Consider the following 22994-nt stretch of genomic DNA (forward strand, 5'->3'; position numbering starts at 1 on the left):
CTCAGATGTCCTGGTTCTGCGGCAGGATGACGAGATCGCGGATGGTGACGTTGGCCGGCCGGGTCAGCATGAAGACCATCGCGTCGGCGACGTCCTCGGAGCGCAGGCCCTCGCGGCTCGCCACCTTCTCGTCGATCGCCGCGGCGTCGCGATAGCCCCACAATTCATTGAGCACGACGCCCGGGGCGATCGCCCCGACGCGCACGCCGTGCGGCGCGACCTGCCGGCGCAGCCCGTGCACGAAAGACTGGATGGCGTGCTTGGAGGCGGAATAGACCGGCTCCCAGGGGATCGCCTGATGGCCGGAGATCGAGCTGGTGACGAGCACATGGCCGTCGCGCCGCGCGATCATCTGCGGCAGCACCGCGCGCACCAGACGGAACACGCTGTTGACATTGACCGCGAGGAGCTCGTCCCAGGCGTCGGGATCGCCCTCGGCGACATCGCCGGGGATATAGAGACCGGCATTCGGCAGCAGGATGTCGATCCGGCCGAAGCGGGCCTCGGCCGCCGCAACGGCGCGCTCGACCTCGCCCGGCCGCGTCAGGTCGGCGGCGATGGCGAGCGCCTCGGTCGGCAGGCCCTCGGCGACCGTGGCGAGCCGCTCGGCGGAGCGGCCGACCAGCGCGACGCGCGCGCCTTCCGCAGCGACGGCGCGCGCCGCGGCGCGGCCGATGCCGGAACTGCCTCCCGTGACGAGGACGATCCTGTCCTTCAGCTCCGTCCGCATGCCCACCTCCCATGGACCGGCGCATTGATGCGCTCATGCGCCGGAGCGTAGGGCGACAAGCTGCTGCCCGTCAACAAAGACTCTTTCGCGCGTAAACTTTCCCCGGCGGGAGGGGTCGGGAGTCGGACACGGGGGGGCGCAGACCCGGGCGGCGGCCGGTCGGGCGCTGCGGGCCGGGCGCCGGCGGCGCGGCGCCGGGCGGTGCGGGCCGGTCAGGCGCGGGCGGCGGCGCGGTATTTGGCGACGACGGCGCCGACCATGCGACGGACGAGCGCCCGAGGCAGCGCGCCGGGCCGGCCCGGCGGCTCGACCAGCCCGCCGGTCGCCTGCGCGATCAGGCCGGGTTCGGGCCGGCCGGCGGCGATGTTGGCCTGGAGCCGGCCGAGCGCCTGCTGGATCGCCCGGCGCGGCCAGTAATAGCGGACGCGGTCCGACAGGCCGAACAGCATCATCGCCTCCTCGCGCCGGTCGGCGGCGACATAGGCGCGCCAGTCCTTCGGCACGGCGCGCATCTCGGCGCGGATCACGGCGAGGATGTCGGACGGTTCGGCGGGCGCGAGCGCCGCCTCGATGCCGGCGAGCGCGACCACCGCCTGGCGATAGGCGAAGGTCAGCTCCGGCCCGACCTTCAGGATGGCGAAATGGCCGTCGACCAGCGCGGCGAGCGCCGCCTCGCTCTGATAATCGGTCGAATGGGCTTCGAAGACGAGGCCCGGCAGGCCGGCGACGGCGGCCGAGAGCGCGGCCGCGGCCTCCGGCACGAAGGCATGGACGGCATCATTGCCGAAATCGACGCCCGGCTGGACGACGACGCCGAGGACGCGCTCGAAGGCGGCGGAAAGGCCGCGCGCCGCAAAGGCCTCCCGGTGCAGATCGACCGTGGCCGCGACGGCGCCGGGCGCCGTCACGGCGAGCCCGTCGAGCGCCTCGGTCTCGCCGCCGGGGATCGGCACCTCGGTACCGACGACATAGGCGAGGTCGCGCGCCCCGGCCGCCGCTTCCGCGACCGCGGCGAGATCGGCGGCGCGCTCGGCCATCACCGGCTCGGCGAGCACCGCATCGTCGGCGCAGGCCATCGAGGCGTCGAGATGGATCTTGGTGAAGCCGGCCGCGACATAGGCGGCGACCATCGCGCGGGCATTCTCCATCGCCTCGGCGGCCGTCTCCGACTTCCACGGGTTCGGGCCGAGATGATCGCCGCCGAGGATGAGGCGCGCCGGATCGACGCCCTCCTCCGTCGCCAGCCGCTCGACAAAGGCACGGAAGCCGGCCGGCGTCATGCCGGTATAGCCGCCGAACTGGTTGACCTGGTTGCAGGTCGCCTCGACGAGGATCGGCGCGTCGTCGTCGCGATAGGCGGCGAAGATCGCCCGGAGCGTCTCCGGATGAGCGGTGCAATAGGACGGGATGCCGATCCGCGAACCGGCGCGGTTGGCGGCGACGATCGCCTTCAGCGCGTTCACGATCCCGGCTCCAGCAGCCGCTCGAGCGCCGGCCGGTCGGAATTGCCCTCCATCGGCCCGAGCCGGCCGACGGCGAGCGCGCCGGCGGCGTTCGCCCGCGCGACCGAAGCGGCGAAGGGAAGGCCGAGCGTGCGGAGCCCGACATAGGTCGCGCAGAAGCAATCGCCCGCACCGGTCGGGTCGACGACTTCGACCCGGTGCGCCGGCCGCTCGACCGTCGCACCGGCCCGGTCGCGGCCGAGACAGCCGGCGGCGCCGCGCTTCAGCACCACGCTCTCGGCACCCGCCGCGATCAGCCGGTCGGCATAGGCCTCGAACGCCTCGCCGGGGAAGAGGACGGCAGCGTCCTCCTCGCTCGGCAGGACATAGGTCGACAGCGCGGTCAGCGCCGCGACGGCGGCGAAATAGCCGGGATCGCCGAGCAGTTCCTTGCGGATGTTGGGATCGAAGGAGATCGCCACACCCGCCTCGGCGAGGCCGCGGGCAACCGCGAGCGCCGTCTCGCGCATCGCCGCATCGCCGAGCGATGAGCCCGAGATATGAAAGACGCCGGTGCCATGGGCGATGAAGGCGGCGATCGCCTCGCCGGCGCCGGGCAGCCGGGCGGCGGCGGAATGGGCGATGTTGAAGACGAAATCGCGGCTGCCGTCGCTGTTATAGGCGACGAAGGCCGAACCGGTCGGCACCCCGTCGACGACGCGGATCAGCGCGTCCGACACGCCGACGGCGCCGAGCCGGTCGGTGAGCACCGTTCCGAAGGCGTCCGAGCCGACGGCGCCGGCGAAGATCGCCCGCGCGCCGACCCGCGCCGCCTGATCGATGAAGATGCCCGGCGCACCGCTCGGAAACGGGCCGACATAGGCGGTGGCGCGGCGGTTGTGGCCGTCCTTCTCGGTGCAGACGAACTCGACCAGCAGTTCGCCCAGCGAGGCGACGGCGGCGCCCTCCCCGGCCGCGCTCATCGCAGCAACCCGCCCAAGGAGGTTTCCCGCGGAGAGAAATGGGCTTTTTGCACGTCAATCCTCTTCTTTACGCATGCCCAGCTGTTTGACAGAAACCGCGTGAACTGGCAGCACTCTGCGGACGGGTCCGCCGCCGGCGCCGCCGCGCAGCCCGCCCCAAGACCGCGAGAGCATGACGAAAAAACCGATCCGCACCATGGAAGATTTCGCCGCCGCGGTCGGTCTGTCGCGGCCGACCGTGTCGAAATTCTTCCAGGACCCGACTTCCGTCCGCGCCAAGGTCCGCGAGCGGATCGAGGCGGGCCTCACCGAGACGGGTTTCCGGCCGAATCTCTTCGCCGTCAACCTCAATCGGCGCCGCACCAAGATCATCGGGCTGATCTTCCCGAACTCGCTCGACCCGTTCTATACGGGCCTGCGCCGGCGCATCGAGACGGCGGCGGCGGAAGCCGGCTACATGCCCTTCGTCTTCTCCTCCGACGGCAAGGCCGAACTGGAAGCGGAGGCGATCGAGACGCTGACCGCGCTCAACGTCGCCGGCATCATCATGGCGCCGGTGAGCGGCAATGCGAAGCATCATGCCAAGGTGAAGGCGCTCGCGCGGCGCAATCCGATCGTCTTCATCGACGCGCCCTTCGACGCCGAACAGCCCTTCGTCGGCACCAACAATGCGCAGAGCATGGCGCTGATCACCGACTATCTGACCCGGCTCGACGACACGCCCTGCTATTTCGACATGCCCTGGGTGAACAGCAACGCGCACGACCGGCGGCAGGCCTATGTCGACACCATGACGCGGCGCGGCTTCGAGCCGGTGGTGCTCGACCTCGAGCGCTCGGAGACGTGGGATTTCGAGCGCTACGCCTACGAGCAGGCGAACCGCATCCTGAAGAGCGGCGGCTTTCCGACCAAGATCGTGCTGTGCGGCAATGACCGCGTCGCCTTCGGCGTGCTCGCCGCGGTCAATCAGGCGGGGCTGAAGGTGGGTCTCGGCCGGGATTGCGATCTGCGCGTTGCGGGGCACGACAATCAGCCCTTGAGCGAATACACGTGGCCGCCCCTCACCACGGTGTCGCAGAACACGGCCGAGATGGGGCGGCTCGCCATCAACCTGCTGCTCTCCAAACTCGACCCCGGCCGCCCCTTCGACGACCCGCGGCTGTCGGGCGGGCACATCCTCGTCAGCGGCGACCTGGTGCTGCGCGCCTCGGCCTGAGCCTTCCGCGCCGCGCCCGGCGCCGCGCGAGGAGGTCCGCCTCAGCCGCCGATCATCAGCTTGACGACCTCGTCATGCGTCGTCTCGGCGATCTTCCGCTCTCCGGCCATCACGCCGCGCCGCAACACGACGATGCGGTCCGACACGGCGAAAATGTCCTGCAGATTGTGCGAGATGAAGATCACGCCGCGGCCCTGCGCCTTCAACTGGTGGATGAGCGAGATCACCTTGCGCTGCTCGGGCACGCCGAGGGCGGCGGTCGGCTCGTCCATGATCAGGATCTGCGCGTCCCAGTAGACCGCCCGGCCGATCGCCACCGCCTGACGCTGGCCGCCGGAGAAATTGCTCACCGGCGCGTCCATGCGGCTGACGTGGAAATCGAGCAGCGCCATCGTCTTGCGCGCCGCGTCGGCCATCTTCTTGCGGTCGAGCACGGGCAGGAAGCCGAAGCGCTTCGTCATCGGCTCGCGGCCGAGGAAGATATTGGCGCCGATGGTCAGATTGTCGGCGAGCGCGAGGTCCTGGTAGATCGTCTCGATGCCCTTGTCGCGCGCCTCCTGCGGGGTCGCGAAGGTGACCGGCTGGCCCTTCAGCCGGATCTCGCCGCCCGACGGCTTGAAGACGCCGGAAATCGCCTTGATCAGCGTCGTCTTGCCGGCGCCGTTGTCGCCGGCGAGCGCCACCACCTCGCCGGCATGCACCGTCATCGACAGATCGTTGAGGGCCCGCACCGCGCCGAAATGCTTCGACAGATTGACGACCTCGAGGAGAGGCTCTCCGTGCGCCACGCTACTCATCCTGGCGACCTCCGCTGAACCGGCGCTGCGCCTGATCGATGAGCACCGAGATGATGATGACGACGCCGACGCTGATGAACTGCCAGAACGGCTCGACATTGACGAAGACGAGGCCGTACTGGATCACCGCGATGACGAGGGCGCCGGCGACCGTGCCGAGAATGGTGCCCGAGCCGCCGAAGAGGCTCGCACCGCCGATGACGACCGCGGCGACCGAATCGAGCAGCAGCGGCTCGCCGGCCTGCGCCGCGCCGGCGCTGAAGCGCGCGGCATAGAGCACGCCCGCCACGCCGGCGCAGATCGCCGACAGGATATAGAGGCGCAAAAGGTGCGACTTGATGTCGATGCCGGAGCGCCGCGCCGCCTGGACATTGGCGCCGATCGCGTAATTGTGCTGGCCGAAGCGGGTCTGGCTGAGCAGGTAGTGCATGATCAGCACGAACACCGCGGCGATGATCACGATGTAGGGGATCGAATAGAAGCGGCCGTTGCCGATCGTCGCGAAGACGGAATTGCTGACCGGCACCGTGGTGCCGCCGGCGAGCAGGAAGGCGACGCCGCGGGCGACGCCGAACATGCCGAGCGTGCCGATGAAGGGCGGCACCTTGAGCCGCGAGATGAGGAGGCCGTTGACGAAGCCCGGGATGGCGGCGACGGCGACCGCGATGACGAAGCCGCCGAGCACGGCGAGCGGCAGGCCGAGCGCGGGGTTGAGCGCGTTGATGGCGTGCGAGGCGACGACCGCGGCGAGCCCCATGATGAAGCCCAGCGACAGATCGATGCCGCCCGAGATGATCACGAAGGTCTGGCCGGTCGCGAGCAGGAGCGGCGCCACGGCGAAGATCGCGATCGACTGCAGGTTGAACCCGTTCAGCACGAAGGTGCCGCCGAAATCGAGCCGGGCCCAGCTTTCGAAGACGATGATGAGCGCCGCGAGGAACAGCCAGGCGCGCAGATCGGCGACGCGCTGCACGAAGGACTTGGCGCGGTCGGCGTGATCGGCCTGCGGCGCGACGTGATGGGTCGGCGCGGCGGCGCCGTGCGGCGGGGAACCGCCCTGGCCGGTCGAGGCCGGAGGATTGGTATCGGAGATCGTCATGAGGGCTCACCCGATCGGCGCGGGACGACGCGACGGGCGGGGCCAGCGGCCGCCCTCGCATCGGGACCGGCCTCCCCCGGATGGCGGGGGAAGCGCGGCGGCTCGAGGAAGGTCCGGACCGGACGCGCGGCGCCCGGCCCGGGAAGATCGCCGGAGCGACGCGGACGTCTCAGTCCGAGTAGATGTACTTGGCGACGTTCGGGTCGGCGACGTTGCCCTTGTCGATGACCGTGAAGCCGGTGCCGATCGAGACCGGGATCGACTGGCCGGTCAGGTGGGCATAGGCGGAGACGACGCCGTAATAGCCGATCTCGGCCGGGTGCTGGGCGATCGCCACGTCGACGAGGCCGGTGTTGATGTTGTCGACGATCGAGGTCGGCGCGTCGAAGGCGACCACCTTGATGGCGCCGGTCTGGCCGGCCTGTTGCACGCCGTTGCCGGCGCCGAGGGCGGAGAACAGGTTGGCGCCGAACACGCCCTTGAGGTCGGAGTTGCGGGCGAACACGGCCTGCAGCTGCGAGGCCGCCTTGTTGGCGTCGTTCTCGTTGAACTGCGTCTCGAGCACGGTCACCTTCGGGAAGCTCTCGGCCATCTCGGCCTTGAAGCCTTCCTCGCGCTGATCGGTCGTCGAGATGCCCGGCTTGACGTTCGAGACGTAGACCTTGCCCTCGCCGCCGATCGCATTGGCGAGCGCGCGCGCCGCCATGCGGCCGCCGAGCACGTTGTCCGACGCGATATAGGCGAGCGGGAAGTCGGCATCGCCGGCGCCGGTCTGATACTTGCCGTTGCCGATGAAGGTGTCGACGGTGATCACCGGAATGCCGGCATCGTGCGCCTTGCGGAGCGGCTCGACGAGCTGGGTGGTGTCGGTCGGGGCGATCAGGATGGCGTCGGGCTTGCGGGCGATGACCGCATCGAGCACCGGCACCTGGACGACCGGGTTGAACTCCGGACCGCCCTGGAAGACGAGCTCGGCACCGAGCGCATCGGCCGCCGCCTGCGCGCCCTTGCGCATGGTGATGTAGAAGGCGTCGGTGGTCAGGCCCGGGATCAGGGCGATGGTGAATTTCTTGTCCTGGGCGTGGGCGACACTGCCGGGGCCGACGGCCGGCAGGCCGACCGACGCGGCCACGGCGGCAATCGCCGCCAGCTTCAGAACCGAACGACGCTCCATGGTTTCCTCCCTCATGAGCGGTTCAAAGCTTCGAGCCGACCAAATCGCTCGGTCGGTCGTCCTATCAACGCGACGGCAGGACGGCTCCGTCAAGCGCAATTTCTTTCTGAAGCGATTTTCACGCCGCGAAAGGCCTCCCGCGCTCCGGCCGCAGCGGATCCCCGGCCGCACCCCCGAAACGGCACTCCGTCCCTTCGCGGAGACGGTGCCCGAGGGGGCGGCGAGCCCCTCCCGCCGGTCACCCGGCGGCTGCCCGACGCGAACTAGAGGGGAGTGGAAGCGCGCTGTCAATCGCTTTTAGGCGCGATAAGCTGAAGCTTTACGTGGCGAAAGTTATGCCCGACAGAGCGCGCTGCGACGCAGCATTTCCGCGGCTTTCTCCTGTGCGGCTGCGAGGCCGCTCAACCCGGCCGCGACAGCCGGTCGAGGATCACGCCGGCCGTCGCGCCATCGGTGACGAGCGCGTCGATGAGCCCCGCCCGCGCCGCGCCGACGATCGCCGCCGCCTTCGCCTCGCCGGTCGCGACGCCGATGACGCGCGGCGTGCGGCGGAGCTGCTCGACCGAGACGGCGATCATCCGCCCCTCCCCCTCCCAGTCGAGGATGGCGCCGGCGGCATCGAAATAATGGCGGATCACATCGCCCGCCGCGCCGGTGAGCCGCCGCTCGCTCGCCGTCGCCGCGGTCTCCTCCCGGGTCCGCGGGGCGTGCGGCATGCCGACGCCGACGACCGCCACGTCGATCCGCTCCCACAGCGCGACATTGTCCCGGATGGTCGGGTCGGCGAGGAAGGCGTCCCGGCTCTCGGCCGAGGGCAGATAGGGCGCGTGGATGAAGCGCGGCTCGCCGCCGAGATGCTGCGCCGCGAGACGGACGAACTCGTTGACCTGGAAATGCGGCGCCTGCTGTTGCATGCCGCCGGTCGCCGGCACGACGCGCACGCCCGCGATCTCCGGCAGGCCGGTCTGCACCACCGCCCGCACCGCCCGGCCCCAGCCGATCGCGAGCACGCCGCCGGAAGCGAGCTTCGTCTCGCGGATCAGGCCGCCGACCGGCTCCGCGAGCGCGGCGGAGAGGCCGGCCGCCGGCGTCTCGACGACCGCCGCACGGCGCAGGCCGAGCGCCGCGGCGAGCCGCTCGGCGAGCGCCTCCGGCGCCTCGAACGGACGCACCTCGATCCGCACGATGCCTTGCTCGCGCGCCTGGCGCAGCAGCCGCGAGATGGTCGCCGTCGACACGCCGAGCTGTCTGGCGATGTCGACCTGGCTCATGTCGCTCTCGTAATGGAGCTTCGCGACGGTGTGCAGCATCGCCCGGGCGGCGCGCGTCTCGGCAGACGGAGGCTGGGACAGTTGCAAATCCTTTCTGCAAGGTGTTACAGAGAGACTTCGAACGACGCTATACCCGATCCCCGCGGCAAGGCAATCGAGCGCCCGCCCCGCGGTCCGCGCGCCGCCCGGCCGCCGACGAGGAGACTTCGCATGGCACCCCCGATCGCCCGCATGACGACCGCCGAACGGCGCGGCTACCAGCAGATCTGCGGCGCCGACGGGGCGATGATGGTGATCGCCTGCGACCAGCGCGGCGGCATGCGCACCCTGCTCGCCAAGGACCCGGCCGAACAGGCGAAGATCGGCAATGACGTGCTCGGCGACACCAAGGCCGACATCGCCCGCTACCTCGCGATCGAGGCCTCCTGCGTGCTCGTCGATCCGATCTGCGCCGTGCCGAAGCTCGTCGACGACGGCCTCCTGCACCGCAACACGGCGCTCCTGATCGGGCTCGACGCCTCCGGCTGGGACACCGCGCCCGAAGGCTGGCGGCTGTCGAAGCTCGTCGAGGGAATCGATGCGCGGAAGGTCCGCGCGCTCGGCGGCACGGGCGGCAAGATCATGGTCTATCTGCGCTCCGACACGCCGGCCGCGAACACCCACAACATCGCCATCCTGAAGCGGGTGATCGAGGATTTCGCCGCCGAGGACCTTCTGCTCGTCGTCGAGTTCCTGACCTATGCGCTCGACGGCGAGAGCCCCGAGGCCTATGCCGCGAAGATCCCCGAACTGATCACGGGCGGCAGCGCGATCTGCCTCGAACTCGGCGCCAAGGTGCTGAAGATCCCCTATCCCGGCTCGGCCGAAGCCTGCGCCGCCGTCACCCGCCTCGCCGGCGACGTGCCCTGGGCGGTCCTCTCGGCCGGCGTCGACCACGCCACCTTCCTGAAGCAGGTCGAGACCGCGATGGCGAACGGCGCCTCGGGCGTGATCGCCGGCCGCTCGCTGTGGAAGGACTGCATCGCGCTCGATCGCGCCGTCACGCGCGAGCGGCTGACCACCATCGCCGTGCCGCGCCTGCGCGAGATCCAGGCGGTGATCGCCCGCCACCGGCCCGCCGCGGCGGCCTGATCATGGCGCCGGGCCGGTCCGCGATCGGCGTCGACATCGGCGGCACGCATATCCGTGCCGCCCGGGTCTCCGAAGCGGGCGCCATCCTCGCGATCACGCGGACGGCGAGCGCGCGCGATCCCGAGCGGGCGCTCGACGCCGTCATCGCGGCGATCCGTGCCGTCGACGCGGACGACGCCGCGGCGATCGGCATCGGCGTGCCCGGCCGGGTCGACGCGGCGACCGGCGCGGTGCTGTCGGGCGGCTATGTCGACCTCTCCGGCGTCGCCCTGCGCGCCCGGATCGAGGCGCTGTTCGGCCGGCCGGTGGCGATCGACAATGATTGCGGCATGGCGCTCGTCGCGGAAGCGGCGGTCGGCGCGGCACGCGGCCTTCGGAACGTCGTCATGCTGACGATCGGCACCGGCATCGGCGGCGCGCTGATGGAGGGGGGCCGGCTCCTGCGCGGCCGGCGCACCGCCGGCCAGCTCGGCCATCTCGTCGTCGAGACCGAGGGGCGGCCTTGCGTCTGCGGCAAGCGCGGCTGCGTCGAGACGACCAGCTCGGGCACCGCGCTCGGCCGGCTGATCGCCGGGGCGGGCCTCGCCGCGGGCACAACGGCGGCGGAGCTGCGCCGCCGCGCCGAAGCGGGCGACCCGGCCGCCACCGGCGTATTGCGGGCATGGGCGCTGCCGCTCCGCGCGGCGATCGACAGCCTCGCCGCGGCGCTCGACCCCGACATCGTGCTGCTCGGCGGCGGGCTCGGCGCCGAGGCCGCCGCGGCCGTCGCCGCCCTGCCGGCGCAGCCCTCCTGGTATCCCTGCCGGATCGCCGCCGCCGCGCTCGGCGACGAGGCCGGCGTGATCGGCGCGGCGCACGCCGCGCTCGACCGCTCCGCTCCCCTCGCGGCCGGCTCGCCCCCGGCCGCGATCGGCCGTTCCGCTTCGGCCGCGGCCGGCTCGCCGCCCGCCGCGATCCCCGCACGCGCCGCGGGCGCGACCGCGCCGCGGCCGAAACGGGCGGTGCTCGTCAACGGCGTGCCGGCGAGCGGCAAGAGCGGCGTCGCCCGCGCCCTCGCGGAGCGCACCGGCTGGCCCGTCCTCGCGCTCGACGTGATCAAGAACCCGTTTCTCGAGCGGATCGAGGGCGTCGACCGGCCGTTCAACCGGCTGCTCGGCCAGGCGAGCTATGCGGCGATCTTCGCGACGATCGGCGCGGCGCCGCCCGGCTCGACCTTCATCGTCGACGCCTGGTTCGGCTTCCAGCCGGAGGCGGTGCTCGATGCGCACATCGCAACGGCGGGGCTCGATCAGGTCGCCGAAATCTGGTGCCACGCGCCGCCCGACACGGTCGCCGAGCGCTACCGCAGCCGGGCCGCGGCGCGCCTCCCCGGCCATCCCGGCGCCGCCTATGCGGACGAACTCCGCCTCCTCGCCGCCCGCGCCACCCCGCTCGGCCGCGGCCCGCTGATCGCGGTCGACACCACGACCCCGCTCGACGCCGGCCGTCTCGCCGACTGGCTGACGGAGATGGGATTTTAGGGGATCGGGACCGGCCGAGCGCGGATCCCTGCGGCTCGCGACGCAGAGAGCGACGGACCGGCCCGGACGGCGGCGGCGCCGCGTGCGGGCCGCGCCGTCACATCCCGGCAGGGTCCGGTCCGCACGAAATGGCACCGCCCCCGCGGCCGCGTCGCCTCAGCCGGCGGACGGCACGGCCCGCGCGGCGATCAGGCGGAAGGGCACGGCGTCGTATTTCGCGTGCATCTCCGCCGGCGCGTCGGTGTTGAAGCTGCGCGACGGCGCCGCGGCGATCGCGAGGCCGGTCTCGCCCGGCTCGAGCGCGAGGCGGAAGCGGAAACGGAACACACCCCGTCGTGCACCCTTGTCCCGCACATAGGCCCGGAGCCGCAGATGGTGGCGGCCGGCCGTGTTGATCTCGAAATCGACCCGGCGCGTGGCGGGCGGGAGCTCCGCCTCGACCGCCAGATCGACGAGCCCGCGCCAGCCGTGCCCCGCCTTCACGCCCGGCAGCGCGATCGCCGCCTCGATCGCCTCCGGTCCGGCGGATTCCGCGGTCGGTGACGGAGCCGGCGGAAGGCGGAGCGCGGGCAGGACGAGCCGGCTGCGGACCCGTTTGCGGCGACGCGCGAGACCGTGCCGCATCTGCTTCGCGAACAGGCGGGCGGTCCAGAAGAAGCCGAGCGAGGCGTTCTTCGGCCGCGCTTCGGCGACCGTGGCGAGGAGACGGAGCGGATGGCGGCCCGCCCGACCCTCGAGCCGGCGCAGCATCCCCTCCGGCACCGGGCGTTGCAGCCGTTCGCGGACATAGCCGAGCACCAGAGCGCCGGCGACATCGAGCCGGCGGCGGACGAGGTCGTCTTCGAGACGGTCCCAGTCGATGCCCTGATCCGCCATATGAGCGATGTCGGCGAGCCAGTCGCTCGACTTGTGGGCATCGTGCACGCCGTGCGCGATGGCGAGCGTCGTCGTGTCGGTCGGATCGGGGATCAGCACCGCGACGCCGCCGAGCCGGGCGGCCCGGGCGTGGCGCCAGATCTCCCGGTCCGCTTCCATATTGTCGAACGGGCTGTGGAACGGTGTCCGGTGGAGGTCGAGATTGCCGAAGCGGCCGGACAGCAGATTGATCCCGACGGCGTCGGCCAGCTGGCTGCGGTGATAGAGCACCGTGCCGGAACCGGACGGAATCCAGCCCGCGCCGGTGACGATGTCGTAGGCGGCTTCGAGCTGCACCGGCCGGACGCACACGTCGATGTCGTTGACGATCCGGCCGCGCGCCGAGAGATCGCCGCTCGCGGCGCGGGCGGCGCCCTTGACGGCGAGGAGCTCGATACCGGCGGCGGCGAGACGGCGCAGCACCGGCGAGACGGCGCCGATCGCCAGCTGGCTGCGGCTCCAGATCGCCCGCTCGATACCCGCGATCCGCGGCGCATAGGGGCTCGCGGGCGCGAACATCGCGATGCGCGGCGCGGCGAGGCTGATCAGCCGGTATTCGCCCCAGGGGAGCGCGTCGAAATCGGCGGCCGCCTCAAAGGCGTGCCAGGCTTCGGCCGCCGCGCCGGAATCGGCGAGGGTGGCCGCGCGCAGCAAGAGGTCGATCGAACCGGTCGGCCAGCCGCTGCGCAGCGTCCGTTCGACGAAGCCCCCCATCTCGCCCGCCCGCCCCCGCTCAGCCCGCCGGTCCGCCGCCCGCCGAGGCGACGGCTTCGCGCCGCTTCAGCGCCTCGTGGATCGCGTGCAGATAGCCCTTCACCCGGTCGCTGTTGCGCGCATCCGAAAGGCTGCCCGGCCGCACGCGGCGCAGCGCCAGCACCTCCTCGATCATCTCGTGCCGCTGCCCGGCGGCGCGGCCGCGCTCCAGCCAGTCGATCAGCTCGCCGAGATAGCCGGGAAAATCGACGAGATCGCCGACCGCGCGCGCCGCCTCGGTGCGGAACACCATGGTGGTGCGGGTCCACATCCGCTGCGGCGCCGCGCTCTCGTCCGGAGCCGTGCCGTCCCGGAAGAGCCGGCCGAGCGCGAAGACGGCGGCGAGATCGGGCCGCGCGTCGAGCCGGTCGAGTTGCACCGTCATCTTGTGCGGCAGCCAGAGATCGTCCGAATCGAGCGTGGCGAAATAGGGCGTCGCGACGGCATGGATGCCGGCGGTGGTCGCCGAGCCCGGACCGCCATTCGCCTTTCGGATCACCCGGACGCGCGGATCGATCGCCGCCGCGACGGCGGCCGTGCCGTCCGACGAGCCGTCGTCGACGACCACGACGGCCTGCGGCGGCTCCGTCTGCGCGAACGCCGAGGCGATCGTCTCGGCAAGCGTCGCCGCAGCATTGTAGGCCGGGATGACGACGGTATAGGCCCGCATCATGCGCCGAGATCCTCTTCGATCTGATCGCGGCGCAGGAACAGCTCGTGAAACACCTCTGGCAGCTCGCCGCGCTTCGCCAGGCGATTGCGGGCCGCCCATTTGAGGCTCGCCAACATGAATTCCCGCCGCATTTCCGCCGTGTCGAGCGTCACATTCGCATCGTGCCGGCGATAATAGGCGGCGATGCCGTCGTCGAGCACCAGCCGGGCGCCGGCCTCGACGACGCGCAGCACATAGTCCGTGTCGCAGCCCTGCCGGAAGGTCTCGTCGAAGCGGCCGACCTTCGCGAACACCGCTGCCCGATAGAGGGCCGACTGCAGGTAGGGGCCGCGGATGACCTTGGTACGGCTGCCTTCGAGCGGGCCGAGCGTCACCGGATCGAACCGGCCGAACATCGCGACGCGGCCGTAGAGCACGTCGATCTCGGGATGGTCGGCGAGCAGCGCCTGCTGGCGCGTCAGGCGGCCCGGATAGGAGAGGTCGTCGGAATCGAGGAAGGCGACGAAGTCCGCGTCGGGCCGCCGCGCCTCGACCGCGGTGTTGCGCGCCGCCGCGATGCCCTTTCTCGGATTGTCGAGCAGACGGATGCGCGGCTCGGCGCGGGCATAGCGTTCGATGATGGCGCGCGTGCCGTCGGTCGAATGGTCGTCGACGACGAGGATCTCGAGGTCGAGCGGCCCGGCCTCGGGGAGCAGCGAATCGAGCGCCGCCGCGATGAAGCGCTCGGCATTGTAGGCGGGCATGACGACGCTAATCGACATGGCGGGGCAGCTCCGCGAAGAGGCGCCGGAAGGCGGCCGCGACATCGGCCGGATCGCGCCCGAGCCGCGCCCGATAGGCGGGCAAGGAGCGGGCCAGTCCCGAGAAGAAGCGGAATCCCTCCTCCCTGTCCCCGGGCAGCTGGAAGACCGCCGAGGGCGCGAGACGGAGCGCGGCGATCTGTGACGACGTCGGCACGATCTCCGTCGTCGATCCACCGGTGATCTCGGGAATGACGATGGCGTCGATCGCGAGCGTATCGACGAGACCGCCGGGCACCAGCGCCGCGGCATCGAACTCGTATTTGCCCGCCCAGTTGAGCTCGGCGGACGGCAGATCCTCGGGCCGTAGGCCGACACGGTCGAGCCCGGGGGCATCCTGCTTGAAGGTCCGGAACAGAGCGCGCGCGACGATCGGCCCGTTCCGTTCGAGCATCACGTAATCGTCGCCGACGCTCGTCAGGCCGTGGAGGACACCGGACAGGGTGGTGCCGGACTTGCCCGATCCGCTCCCCCCGACGAGCAGCACGCCGCGCCCGTCGAGGCCGAGCGTCGCGGCATGGGTGAAGCGGCGGCCGGACGCGGCATAGGCCCAGTGCATGAAGAGCCGCAGCGGCGCGCCGCGTTCCCAGGGCGGCACGGCGAGCGGCTCGGGCAGGCTATAGACGCCGCGGCCGGTGGCAGGATCGAAGATCTGCCAGGACGGCGCATCGTGATAGTAGAAGCCCCGCAGCCCCTCCCCGGTGAGCGAGGCGTCGAAGGCGCGCGCCGAGAAGCCCGCCTCCGTGTCCCACGGTGCGGGCGCGGGCCAGCCCGCCATCGTCGCGTCGAAGGCGAGGACGCTCGCCCGCACGGCCGGCATGGGTTCGGCCGCGGGCGGGACGAGCTGGGCGCGACAGAGTTCCGTAAGGGCACCGCGGCCGGCGGTGAGATCGATCGTCAGTCCGGGAAGGACGAGAGCCTCCCGATCTGTCTCCGCCGGCGCGAACGCTTCCGCCTCTGCGAGCAGGGCGCGCGCATAGGCCGGCAGCCCGGCGAGCGAAACCGGCCGCACGTCAGGGCGTCGCAGGGCGCTGGACGGGCCAGCCCTGCCCCTCGTCCACATCGTGGATCGGATCGGCATAGATCAGCTCGGCCAGATCGTCATAGACGACGAGGGCCGGCGGCTCGCCCGACAAGGGCTCGGCGAAGACGACGGGCTCCGGACGACCACCCTCGCCCGGCCGAATCAGCTTGCGCCCGACCAGTTCGGAAAGAAAGGATCGCACCCCCGGCACGAGGTCGGAACGCCCGGCACCAACGCCATCGACGATCGACTCGATTGAATAGCCGTCGATCAGCAGAGACCAGATCCGGCCGGCATTGCCGCCCAGACTGTAATAATGGCCACTCGAAAGATCGAGAACGACGGATTGCCCCTGGAACGTCTCCGTCACGACGTCCGGCGCATTGATGACCCAATGCCCCGATAACTCACCCATCAAGATTGGCCCCCGCCGATCCCACTCCCGCTCAGCGGGCATCAGGTCAAATTCGACACGGTTACAATATCTTACGACGGCAAAACGCGTCAATCCCCGCGAGCTCGGGCCGGCGGCGCCGCCACGCCGCCGATTGACAGATGTCTTCTTGTTCGGACAACTGATCAGGTTCGAAGCAGGAGCCGGAGCGCCCGCCATGCAGCTTTCGATGTGGAGCTATCCCTGGGACCTCGACGATCTCGGCATCGACCGCGCGGTCGCCGATCTGTCGGGCACGGCCGGGCTCAACACGATCAGCCTCGCCACCTCCTACCATGCCGGCCGCTTCCTGCAGCCGCGCAGCCCGCTGCGGAAGGCCTATTTCCCGGAAGACGGCACGATCTACTTCAAGCCCGACCCGGCTGCCTGGGAAGGCGTCCGGATCGTGCCGCAGGTCGCCTCGATCGTCGAGCGGCGGGACGTGCTGCGCGAGCTCGTCGAGCGACGCGACGCCGGCGGCATGGCGGTGTCGTGCTGGACCGTCTGCCTGCACAACACCCGGATCGGCATGCTGTACCCGCAGGCGGTGACCCGCAACGCCTTCGGCGATCCGAACTATTACAATCTCTGCCCGTCGCATCCCGACGCCCGCGCCTATGTCCGCGCGCTCGTCGCCGACGTGACGCGCGCCTACCGGCCGGACGTGATCGAGCTCGAAAGCCCCTGCTTCATGGGCTTCGCGCACGAATACCATCACGAGAAGGACGGCGTCGGCATGACGGCGGAGGACGATTTCCTCCTCTCGCTGTGCTTCTGCGACGCCTGCCTCGCCCGCGCGGGCGCCGCCGGCGTCGACGGCACGAAGGCGCGCGCGACCGTCCGGCGCTGGATCGTCGAGGCGTGCGAGCGCGATTATCCCGCGCCGCGCTTCCCCGACTTTCCGGCCGGCGGGCTCGACGTCTTCCGTGGCCATCCCGAGGTCCACGACTATCTGATGTGGCGGTTCGAGCCGGTGACGAGCCTCGTCGCCGAGATCCGCGACGTGGCCGATCCGGCGACGAAGGTCTATCTGATCGACCTCAAGGACGGCTGGCTCGGGGGCTGCGATCTCGCGGCGATCGGCGCGGCGTGCGACGGCGCCATCCTCTGCGCCTATTTCATGGACGCCCCGGCCACCGAGGCGCTGATGCGGGCCGGACGCGCGGCGCTCGGGCCGGAGAAGTATCTCGGCGCCGGCTTCCGCGTCTTCTATCCCGAAATGCCGGGGCCGGAAGAGCTCGCCCGCCGCAGCGCGGCGGCGATCGCCGGCGGCGCGACCGGCATCAACTATTATAATTACGGCCTCATTCCCGAGCAGCGCCTCGCCTGGGTCGGCGCGGCGGTCGACGCGATCGGCGGACGATAGGCGCCGCCTTTCGCCGGCGCGCCGGCGCCGCATTCTCCCTGCGCGCGGCGATCCCGGCTTCCGGATCGCCGCGCGCAGGCGTCGTGGAGCCGCGCCTTTGCCGCAAAATCGGCCTGTTCCGCCCCCTGCCCAGCGAATGAGCGGACCAACTTGACTCCTTGTATGGACAAGTTAGCATCATGGCCGTCGGCGCCAGGAACGGGCGGTCCGGCGCAAGCATCCGAGCCATTCGGACCAGAGGGACATGAGATGAAAAAGGGACTCCGGATCCTCGCCTCCGCCGCCGTGCTGACGGCGGGCCTGACGGGCGCGGCCTTCGCGGCCGACGGCAAGTACACGATCGGCTACGACAATTATTTCATGGGCAATAGCTGGTCGGTCCAGCTCGCCGCCGAATTCAAGGCCGAGGCGGAAAAGCACACCGACAAGGTGAACGTCGTCTATGTCGAATCGGCCGGCGACACCCAGAAGCAGATCGCGAACATCGAAGACCTGATCACCAAGAAGGTCGACGCGATCATCACCACGCCGACCTCGCCCACCGCGCTGATCCCGGCGCTGAAGAAGGCGCGCGCGGCCGGCATCAAGATCGTGCTGCTCGCCGCGACGATCAAGTCGCAGGATTATGACGCGCTCGTCACCGTCGACGACGTCGCCTTCGGCCGCACCGGCGCCGAATGGCTGGCGCAGAAGCTCGGCGGCAAGGGCGACATCATCGCGCTCAACGGCATCGCCGGCATCTCGACGAGCGACGACCGGTTCAAGGGCGCCGAGGAGGTGTTCGCGAAGTATCCGGACATCAAGATCGTCGCCGCGGTCAATGCCGGCTGGGACTATGCGCAGGGCAAGCAGGCGGTCTCGAATCTGCTGGCCGCCAATCCGAAGATCGACGGCGTCTGGTCGCAGGGCGGCGCCATGACGCTCGGCGCCATCGACGCCTTCGAGGCGGCGCAGCGGCCGCTCGTGCCGATGACCGGCGAGGACAATAACGGCTATCTGAAGCGCTGGAAGCAGCTCGAGGATAAGGGCTTCGACTCGATCGGCACGTCCAAGCCGACCTGGCTGGGCTCGGAGGCGCTGCGCGTCACGATCGACCTGCTCGACGGCAAGGCGGTCGAGAAGGACATGGTTCTGCCGGTTCCGACCATCACCGCGGCCGACCTCGACAAGTTCGTCAAGCCGGACCTGTCGGATTCCTTCTGGGCCGGCACCCGTCTGACCGACGAGCAGGTCAAGGCGACCTTCGCGAACTGACGATGGCGATGCTCGCGTCCCCCCTTCCCTCCGACGGCGCCGCGCCCGCGCGGCTCGCCGTGTCGGGCGTGTCGAAATCCTTCGGCAGCAATCTGGTGTTGCGGGACGTGAGCTTCTCCGTCCGCGCCGGCGAGGTGGTTTCCCTCGTCGGCGAGAACGGCGCCGGCAAGTCGACGCTGATGCATGTCTGCGCCGGCACCTTTCCGCCCGATGGCGGCACGCTGACGCTCGACGGGGCGGCCTACCGCCCCGCATCTCCGCAGGCCGCCCGCACGGCCGGCGTCGCGCTGGCGCTGCAGGAAACGGCGATCCTGCCGGACCTGACGGTCGCCGAGAATCTGCTCTTCGGCGCCGAGCCGCGCGGGCTGCTCGGCCTGATCGACCAGCGCCGGCTGCACCGCGACGCCGAGACGGTGCTCGCCGGGCTCGGTTTCGCGCTGCGGTCCGACCGGCTCGGCGCCGACCTTTCCGCCGCCGAGCGGCAGATGCTCGAGATCGCCAAGGCGATCCGGCTTGCCCCGCGGCTCCTGATCCTCGACGAGCCGACCGCCTCGCTCTCCTCGCACGAGACCGAACTCGTGCTGAAGGCGATGGCCCGGCTCACCGCCGCCGGCGGCTCCGTCATCTTCATCTCGCACCGGCTCGACGAGGTGATGGAGGCCGCCGACCACGCCGTCGTGCTGAAGGACGGCACGCTGACGCTCGACGCGCCGCGCGGCGGCTTCGACCGCGACGACCTGATCCGCGCCATGGTCGGCCGGACGCTGACCGACATCTTCCCCGCCCGCCCCGCGACGCTCGCGGACCGGCCGGTGCGCCTCGCGCTCGACGCGGCGGTCGCCCCGGGACTGAAGCCCCTGACCCTCGATGTGCGCGCCGGCGAGATCGTCGGCTTCGCCGGGCTCGAAGGCCAGGGCCAGCGCCCGCTCGCCCGCGCGCTCTCCGGTATCGCGCCCTTCACCGGCGGCACGATCGCCGTCGACGGCGCGGCCGTGCCGGTCCGTTCCGTCTCGCGCGGCATCGCCGCCGGCATCGCCTCGATCCCCGACGACCGCAAACACGAGGGGCTCGCTCTCGACCTGCCGGTCCGCATGAATGTCAGCCTGTTCGCGCTGTCGGCGAGGAGCCGCTGGGGCTGGCTGCGGCAGAACCTCGAGCGGACCTTCGCCGAGGAGGCGCGCCGCCGCTTCGCGATCCGCTCGACGGGCATCGAACAGCCGGTCCGCCAGCTCTCCGGCGGCAATCAGCAGAAGGTCGTCTTCGCCCGCTGGCTCGCCGAGACGCCGAAAGTTCTGGTGCTCTACGAGCCGACCAAGGGCGTCGACGTCGGCGCCAAGACCGAGATCTACCGTCTCGTCGGCGAACTCAGCGCACAGGGCGTCGCCGTCGTGCTGATCAGCGCCGACATGCTCGAACTGATCGGTCTGTCGGACCGCATCCACGTCCTCTTCGAGGGCGCCGTGACGGGCACGCTCGAGCGCGCCGATTTCTCCGAGGAGGCGATCATGCGTCTCGCCGCGGGCCCCGAGGGAGCGGCCGTCCATGCTGCCTAGGGGCTCGATCCGCACCAATCTCCTGCTCGGCCTGCCGGCGCTCCTGCTCGCCGCGGCGATCGTCGCGGTCGCCGCCTCCTGGTCGGGCGATTTCTTCGCCGCCGGCAATCTCGGCAATCTCGTCAACCGGGTCCTGCCGCTGTCGCTCGCCGCGCTCGGCCAGGCCTTCGTGCTGTTCGCCGGCCGGATCGACCTGTCGGTCGGCTCGGTGATCAGCCTGTCGACCGCCATCCTCGCCACCACATCGACCTCGCTCGGCTGGGCGGCCGTGCCGCTCGTGCTCGTCGCCGGCCTCGCCTGCGGCGCGCTCAATGCGGCGGGTGTCATCTATCTGCGCATCAACCCGCTGATCATGACGCTCGCCAGTTCCGCGATCGTCAAAGGCGCGGCGCTGATCCTGATGCCGACGCCGGGCGGCGAGGTCGACTACACGTTCTACGACGCCTTCTACGGCCAGGACCTGCTCGTCGGCTGGCCGCTCGCCGTCATTCTGCTCGCCTTCCTCGGCGCCTTCCTCCTGTTCGGCTTCACCCGCTTCGGCCGCCGCATCTATGCGCTCGGCTCGGACGACCGCGCGGCTTACGCGAACGGCGTCGACGTGCGGCGGGTGGAATGGTCGGTCTTCCTCGCCTCGGGCTTCTTCGCCGCGGCGGCGGGCGTCGCGGTCGGCATCAAGATCCTCTCGGGCGACCCGCTGATCGGCGATTCCTTCACCCTCGACGCGATCGCCGCGGCGGTGCTCGGCGGCGTCGCGCTGCAGGGCGGCCGCGGTGCCGTGCCGGGCGTGCTCGCCGGTTCGATCGCCCTCGTCCTGATCGCCAATGCCTTCAACCTGCTCGAGCTCGACCCCAACCTGCAGCAGATCGCCAAGGGCCTGATCTTCGTGGTCGCGCTGATGCTGTTCATGCGCGGCGGCGTCCGGAGGACCGCATGAGCACCAGCGCCTATCTCGTCCGCATGCGGCCGGCCGCGGCGAGCCTGCGGGCCGTCGCCCTGCTCGTCCTGCTGCTCGTCGCCTTCTTCGTCTCGGCCGGGCTGTTCTCGCCGCTCCTGCTCCTCGACAATGTCCGCCAGGCCGCCCCGCTCGGCGTCGTCGTGCTCGGCCAGGCGATCGTCCTGATGATGGGGCGGCTCGATCTTTCGGTCGGCGCCACCGCCTCGATGGCGAACATCGTGCTCTGTGCCGTCTTCGCCGGCGACATGGCGAATACCGGGCCGGCGGTCGCCCTGACGCTCGGCGCCGGCGCGCTGGTCGGCCTCGCCAACGGGCTGATGACGACGAAGCTGCGCATCCCGTCCTTTCTCGCCACCCTCGCCACCTCGATGATCGTCGCGGGCCTCGTCGTCTTCTTCACCGGCGGCTCGCCGCGCGGTGCGGTGCCGGCGGGCTTCCGGGTCGTCACCGAGGCATGGCTGTTCGGGTTCGTGCCCTATTCGGCGCTGATCTGGCTGGCGCTCCTCGTCCTCCTGATGCTGCTCGTGCATTTCACCATGCTCGGCCGCAAGATGATCCTTTCGGGCGCCAATCTCGTCGCCGCGCGCCACAGCGGCATCCCCTCCGACGGGCTGATCGTGCTCGCCTTCGTCCTGTCGAGCCTGCTCGCGGCGACCGGCGGCATCCTCGTCTCGGCGATCACCGGCATGGCCTCGATCGGGGTCGGCAACGGCTTCACCCTCGATTCGATCGCCGCGGCGGTGATCGGCGGCGCGCTGTTCTCGGGCGGCGTCTTCCTGCCGCTCGGCGCCATGGCGGGCGCGCTGATCCTCTTCGTCGTGCAGAGCCTGCTCTATCTCCTCGCCCTTCCCCCGGCCGCGAAATTCATCGTCCAGGGCCTCATCATCATGCTGGCGCTCGCGCTTGCGAGCTTCAGGAAGGAGAAATCCTCATGAGCTTCATCCGCACGCTCACGGGCGACATCGATCCGAAGACGCTCGGCGTCACCTATGCGCACGATCATCTCTTCTGTGTGCCGCCGCTCTGGAAGGAAAAGAAGCTCGACGATTTCCTGATCGACGACATCGAGGCGTCGATCAAGGATGTCGAGCTGTTCGTCGCCGCCGGCGGCCAGGCGGTCTATGACGCGACCGCGATCGACTATGGCCGCGACCCGGTCGCGTTGAAGACGATCTCGGAGCGCACCGGCATCCGGATCATCGCCACCGCCGGCTTCAACAAGGCGGTGATGTGGCCCGGACACATGAAGGACGGCCGCACCTTCCAGGCCTTCATCGACGGCAAGAGCCGGGCCGAGCTCGCCGCCCATATCGCATCCGAGGTGACGGAGGGGCTCGACGGGACGGATCTGCGCGGCGGCGTGGTCAAGTTCGGCACCGGCTACAACACCATCTCGGAGGCCGAGGACAAGGCGCTGCGCGCCGCGCTCGACGCGCACAAGGAGACCGGCGCGCCGCTCCACTCGCACACCGAGCTCGGCACGCTGATCCTCGAGCAGCTCGCCATCGTGCGGGCCGAAGGCGTCGATCCGACGCGGCTGACGATCGCCCATGTCGACCGCAACCCCGATCCCTTTGTGCACCGGAAGGCGGCCGAGACCGGCGCCTTCCTGTGCTTCGACGGCATCTCGCGGATCAAATACCACCCCGAAAGCGTGCTCATCGACTGCATCCTGAAGCTCGTCGCGCGCGGCCACGAGAAACAGATCCTGATCGGCGGCGACATCGCCCGGCGGACCATGTACCGCAACTATGGCGAGGGCGGCCTCGGGCTCGGCTACATCCTCGAAAGCTGGGTGCCGCGCTTCGTCGAGGAGGCGGGCGAGGCCGGCTTCGACGGCAAGGCGCTCATCCACACCTTCATGGTGGACAATCCGCAGCGCGCCTTCGCGTTCACGAGCTGAGG

21 protein-coding genes are annotated in these 22994 nt (G+C 70.6%); 9 read left to right on the top strand and 12 right to left on the bottom strand.

Features of this window, described 5'->3' with window-relative positions; translation table 11 throughout:
- Nucleotide 1: 1 nt before the first annotated feature.
- From GGQ63_RS03435 to GGQ63_RS03445, 3 genes are all read right to left on the bottom strand, one after another.
- Nucleotides 2-730: an SDR family oxidoreductase gene (locus GGQ63_RS03435; RefSeq protein WP_183852485.1), complete on the bottom strand. Its 729-nt coding sequence runs from the start codon at nucleotides 728-730 to the stop codon at nucleotides 2-4.
- 212 nt (nucleotides 731-942) lie between these two features.
- Nucleotides 943-2193, bottom strand: coding sequence for a class II D-tagatose-bisphosphate aldolase non-catalytic subunit (locus tag GGQ63_RS03440; RefSeq protein WP_183852487.1), 1251 nt, complete (start codon nucleotides 2191-2193; stop codon nucleotides 943-945).
- Nucleotides 2190-3155: a sugar kinase gene (locus GGQ63_RS03445; RefSeq protein WP_183852489.1), complete on the bottom strand. Its 966-nt coding sequence runs from the start codon at nucleotides 3153-3155 to the stop codon at nucleotides 2190-2192. Before GGQ63_RS03445 ends, GGQ63_RS03440 begins: the two co-directional genes overlap by 4 nt.
- Nucleotides 3156-3351: 196 nt before the next feature.
- On the opposite strand from GGQ63_RS03445, the gene GGQ63_RS03450 reads away from it, so the two are divergent.
- The gene (locus GGQ63_RS03450) at nucleotides 3352-4371 is read left to right on the top strand and encodes a LacI family DNA-binding transcriptional regulator (RefSeq protein WP_183852654.1); all 1020 of its coding nucleotides are present in this window, start codon (nucleotides 3352-3354) and stop codon (nucleotides 4369-4371) included.
- A 41-nt stretch (nucleotides 4372-4412) separates the two neighbouring features.
- Here GGQ63_RS03450 and GGQ63_RS03455 read toward each other — a convergent pair whose 3' ends face one another.
- The 4 genes from GGQ63_RS03455 to GGQ63_RS03470 form a co-directional block, all read right to left on the bottom strand.
- Nucleotides 4413-5168, bottom strand: coding sequence for an ATP-binding cassette domain-containing protein (locus tag GGQ63_RS03455; RefSeq protein ID WP_183852491.1), 756 nt, complete (start codon nucleotides 5166-5168; stop codon nucleotides 4413-4415).
- Nucleotides 5161-6267: an ABC transporter permease subunit gene (locus tag GGQ63_RS03460; RefSeq protein ID WP_183852493.1), complete on the bottom strand. Its 1107-nt coding sequence runs from the start codon at nucleotides 6265-6267 to the stop codon at nucleotides 5161-5163. The genes GGQ63_RS03455 and GGQ63_RS03460 overlap by 8 nt, the downstream gene beginning before the upstream one ends.
- Before the next feature lie 169 nt (nucleotides 6268-6436).
- Nucleotides 6437-7441 carry an ABC transporter substrate-binding protein gene (locus tag GGQ63_RS03465; RefSeq protein ID WP_183852495.1) on the bottom strand — a complete coding sequence of 335 codons (1005 nt, stop codon included), beginning with the start codon at nucleotides 7439-7441 and terminating at the stop codon, nucleotides 6437-6439.
- 401 nt (nucleotides 7442-7842) lie between these two features.
- Nucleotides 7843-8751: a sugar-binding transcriptional regulator gene (locus GGQ63_RS03470; RefSeq protein ID WP_183852497.1), complete on the bottom strand. Its 909-nt coding sequence runs from the start codon at nucleotides 8749-8751 to the stop codon at nucleotides 7843-7845.
- 183 nt (nucleotides 8752-8934) lie between these two features.
- Here GGQ63_RS03470 and GGQ63_RS03475 point away from each other — a divergent pair, with 183 nt between their 5' ends.
- The gene (locus GGQ63_RS03475; protein WP_183852656.1) at nucleotides 8935-9843 is read left to right on the top strand and encodes a tagatose-bisphosphate aldolase; all 909 of its coding nucleotides are present in this window, start codon (nucleotides 8935-8937) and stop codon (nucleotides 9841-9843) included.
- A 2-nt stretch (nucleotides 9844-9845) separates the two neighbouring features.
- Nucleotides 9846-11363, top strand: coding sequence for an ROK family protein (locus GGQ63_RS03480; RefSeq protein WP_183852499.1), 1518 nt, complete (start codon nucleotides 9846-9848; stop codon nucleotides 11361-11363).
- Nucleotides 11364-11519: 156 nt separating this feature from the next.
- Here GGQ63_RS03480 and GGQ63_RS03485 read toward each other — a convergent pair whose 3' ends face one another.
- The 5 genes from GGQ63_RS03485 to GGQ63_RS03505 are packed head-to-tail and all read right to left on the bottom strand — an operon-like array spanning nucleotide 11520 to nucleotide 16141.
- Nucleotides 11520-12992, bottom strand: a complete 1473-nt coding sequence (locus tag GGQ63_RS03485) for a nucleotidyltransferase family protein (protein ID WP_183852501.1) — start codon at nucleotides 12990-12992, stop codon at nucleotides 11520-11522.
- A gap of 19 nt (nucleotides 12993-13011) precedes the next feature.
- Nucleotides 13012-13704: a glycosyltransferase family 2 protein gene (locus GGQ63_RS03490; protein WP_246429572.1), complete on the bottom strand. Its 693-nt coding sequence runs from the start codon at nucleotides 13702-13704 to the stop codon at nucleotides 13012-13014.
- Complete coding sequence (locus GGQ63_RS03495; protein WP_183852503.1) at nucleotides 13701-14465, bottom strand: glycosyltransferase family 2 protein; 765 nt, start codon at nucleotides 14463-14465, stop codon at nucleotides 13701-13703. The genes GGQ63_RS03490 and GGQ63_RS03495 overlap by 4 nt, the downstream gene beginning before the upstream one ends.
- Nucleotides 14455-15516 carry a serine kinase gene (locus GGQ63_RS03500; protein WP_183852505.1) on the bottom strand — a complete coding sequence of 354 codons (1062 nt, stop codon included), beginning with the start codon at nucleotides 15514-15516 and terminating at the stop codon, nucleotides 14455-14457. Before GGQ63_RS03500 ends, GGQ63_RS03495 begins: the two co-directional genes overlap by 11 nt.
- Before the next feature lies 1 nt (nucleotide 15517).
- Nucleotides 15518-16141 carry a PqqD family protein gene (locus GGQ63_RS03505; protein ID WP_183852507.1) on the bottom strand — a complete coding sequence of 208 codons (624 nt, stop codon included), beginning with the start codon at nucleotides 16139-16141 and terminating at the stop codon, nucleotides 15518-15520.
- Between GGQ63_RS03505 and GGQ63_RS03510 the strand changes: the two genes are divergently transcribed.
- The 6 genes from GGQ63_RS03510 (at nucleotide 16140) to GGQ63_RS03535 (ending at nucleotide 22992) form a co-directional block, all read left to right on the top strand.
- Nucleotides 16140-17327 carry a hypothetical protein gene (locus GGQ63_RS03510; RefSeq protein WP_183852509.1) on the top strand — a complete coding sequence of 396 codons (1188 nt, stop codon included), beginning with the start codon at nucleotides 16140-16142 and terminating at the stop codon, nucleotides 17325-17327. The genes GGQ63_RS03505 and GGQ63_RS03510 overlap by 2 nt on opposite strands.
- Before the next feature lie 249 nt (nucleotides 17328-17576).
- A complete protein-coding gene (locus GGQ63_RS03515; protein ID WP_183852510.1) occupies nucleotides 17577-18581 on the top strand; it encodes an ABC transporter substrate-binding protein in 1005 nt (334 codons plus the stop codon).
- A gap of 2 nt (nucleotides 18582-18583) precedes the next feature.
- Nucleotides 18584-20134: a sugar ABC transporter ATP-binding protein gene (locus GGQ63_RS03520; RefSeq protein WP_183852512.1), complete on the top strand. Its 1551-nt coding sequence runs from the start codon at nucleotides 18584-18586 to the stop codon at nucleotides 20132-20134.
- A complete protein-coding gene (locus tag GGQ63_RS03525) occupies nucleotides 20124-21068 on the top strand; it encodes an ABC transporter permease (RefSeq protein WP_183852514.1) in 945 nt (314 codons plus the stop codon). The genes GGQ63_RS03520 and GGQ63_RS03525 overlap by 11 nt, the downstream gene beginning before the upstream one ends.
- A complete protein-coding gene (locus GGQ63_RS03530; RefSeq protein ID WP_183852516.1) occupies nucleotides 21065-22024 on the top strand; it encodes an ABC transporter permease in 960 nt (319 codons plus the stop codon). Before GGQ63_RS03525 ends, GGQ63_RS03530 begins: the two co-directional genes overlap by 4 nt.
- Nucleotides 22021-22992: a phosphotriesterase family protein gene (locus GGQ63_RS03535; protein ID WP_183852518.1), complete on the top strand. Its 972-nt coding sequence runs from the start codon at nucleotides 22021-22023 to the stop codon at nucleotides 22990-22992. Before GGQ63_RS03530 ends, GGQ63_RS03535 begins: the two co-directional genes overlap by 4 nt.
- The last annotated feature ends 2 nt before the right edge of the window (nucleotides 22993-22994 follow it).

The organism is Prosthecomicrobium pneumaticum, assembly GCF_014199915.1.
GTDB classification, from domain to species: Bacteria; Pseudomonadota; Alphaproteobacteria; order Rhizobiales; family Kaistiaceae; genus Prosthecomicrobium; species Prosthecomicrobium pneumaticum.

What these genes read in the sequence shown, in the direction of transcription:
- GGQ63_RS03535 (WP_183852518.1), top strand. Translation starts at nt 22,021, where the DNA reads ATGAGCTTCATCCGCACGCTCACGGGCGACATCGATCCGAAGACGCTC.
- GGQ63_RS03495 (WP_183852503.1), bottom strand. Translation starts at nt 14,465, where the DNA reads ATGTCGATTAGCGTCGTCATGCCCGCCTACAATGCCGAGCGCTTCATC.
- GGQ63_RS03490 (WP_246429572.1), bottom strand. Translation starts at nt 13,704, where the DNA reads ATGATGCGGGCCTATACCGTCGTCATCCCGGCCTACAATGCTGCGGCG.
- GGQ63_RS03530 (WP_183852516.1), top strand. Translation starts at nt 21,065, where the DNA reads ATGAGCACCAGCGCCTATCTCGTCCGCATGCGGCCGGCCGCGGCGAGC.
- GGQ63_RS03445 (WP_183852489.1), bottom strand. Translation starts at nt 3,155, where the DNA reads ATGAGCGCGGCCGGGGAGGGCGCCGCCGTCGCCTCGCTGGGCGAACTG.
- GGQ63_RS03505 (WP_183852507.1), bottom strand. Translation starts at nt 16,141, where the DNA reads ATGGCGGGCGCTCCGGCTCCTGCTTCGAACCTGATCAGTTGTCCGAAC.
- GGQ63_RS03450 (WP_183852654.1), top strand. Translation starts at nt 3,352, where the DNA reads ATGGAAGATTTCGCCGCCGCGGTCGGTCTGTCGCGGCCGACCGTGTCG.
- GGQ63_RS03465 (WP_183852495.1), bottom strand. Translation starts at nt 7,441, where the DNA reads ATGGAGCGTCGTTCGGTTCTGAAGCTGGCGGCGATTGCCGCCGTGGCC.
- GGQ63_RS03470 (WP_183852497.1), bottom strand. Translation starts at nt 8,751, where the DNA reads ATGCTGCACACCGTCGCGAAGCTCCATTACGAGAGCGACATGAGCCAG.
- GGQ63_RS03525 (WP_183852514.1), top strand. Translation starts at nt 20,124, where the DNA reads ATGCTGCCTAGGGGCTCGATCCGCACCAATCTCCTGCTCGGCCTGCCG.
- GGQ63_RS03460 (WP_183852493.1), bottom strand. Translation starts at nt 6,267, where the DNA reads ATGACGATCTCCGATACCAATCCTCCGGCCTCGACCGGCCAGGGCGGT.
- GGQ63_RS03510 (WP_183852509.1), top strand. Translation starts at nt 16,140, where the DNA reads ATGCAGCTTTCGATGTGGAGCTATCCCTGGGACCTCGACGATCTCGGC.
- GGQ63_RS03485 (WP_183852501.1), bottom strand. Translation starts at nt 12,992, where the DNA reads ATGGGGGGCTTCGTCGAACGGACGCTGCGCAGCGGCTGGCCGACCGGT.
- GGQ63_RS03455 (WP_183852491.1), bottom strand. Translation starts at nt 5,168, where the DNA reads ATGAGTAGCGTGGCGCACGGAGAGCCTCTCCTCGAGGTCGTCAATCTG.
- GGQ63_RS03520 (WP_183852512.1), top strand. Translation starts at nt 18,584, where the DNA reads ATGGCGATGCTCGCGTCCCCCCTTCCCTCCGACGGCGCCGCGCCCGCG.
- GGQ63_RS03515 (WP_183852510.1), top strand. Translation starts at nt 17,577, where the DNA reads ATGAAAAAGGGACTCCGGATCCTCGCCTCCGCCGCCGTGCTGACGGCG.
- GGQ63_RS03435 (WP_183852485.1), bottom strand. Translation starts at nt 730, where the DNA reads ATGCGGACGGAGCTGAAGGACAGGATCGTCCTCGTCACGGGAGGCAGT.
- GGQ63_RS03480 (WP_183852499.1), top strand. Translation starts at nt 9,846, where the DNA reads ATGGCGCCGGGCCGGTCCGCGATCGGCGTCGACATCGGCGGCACGCAT.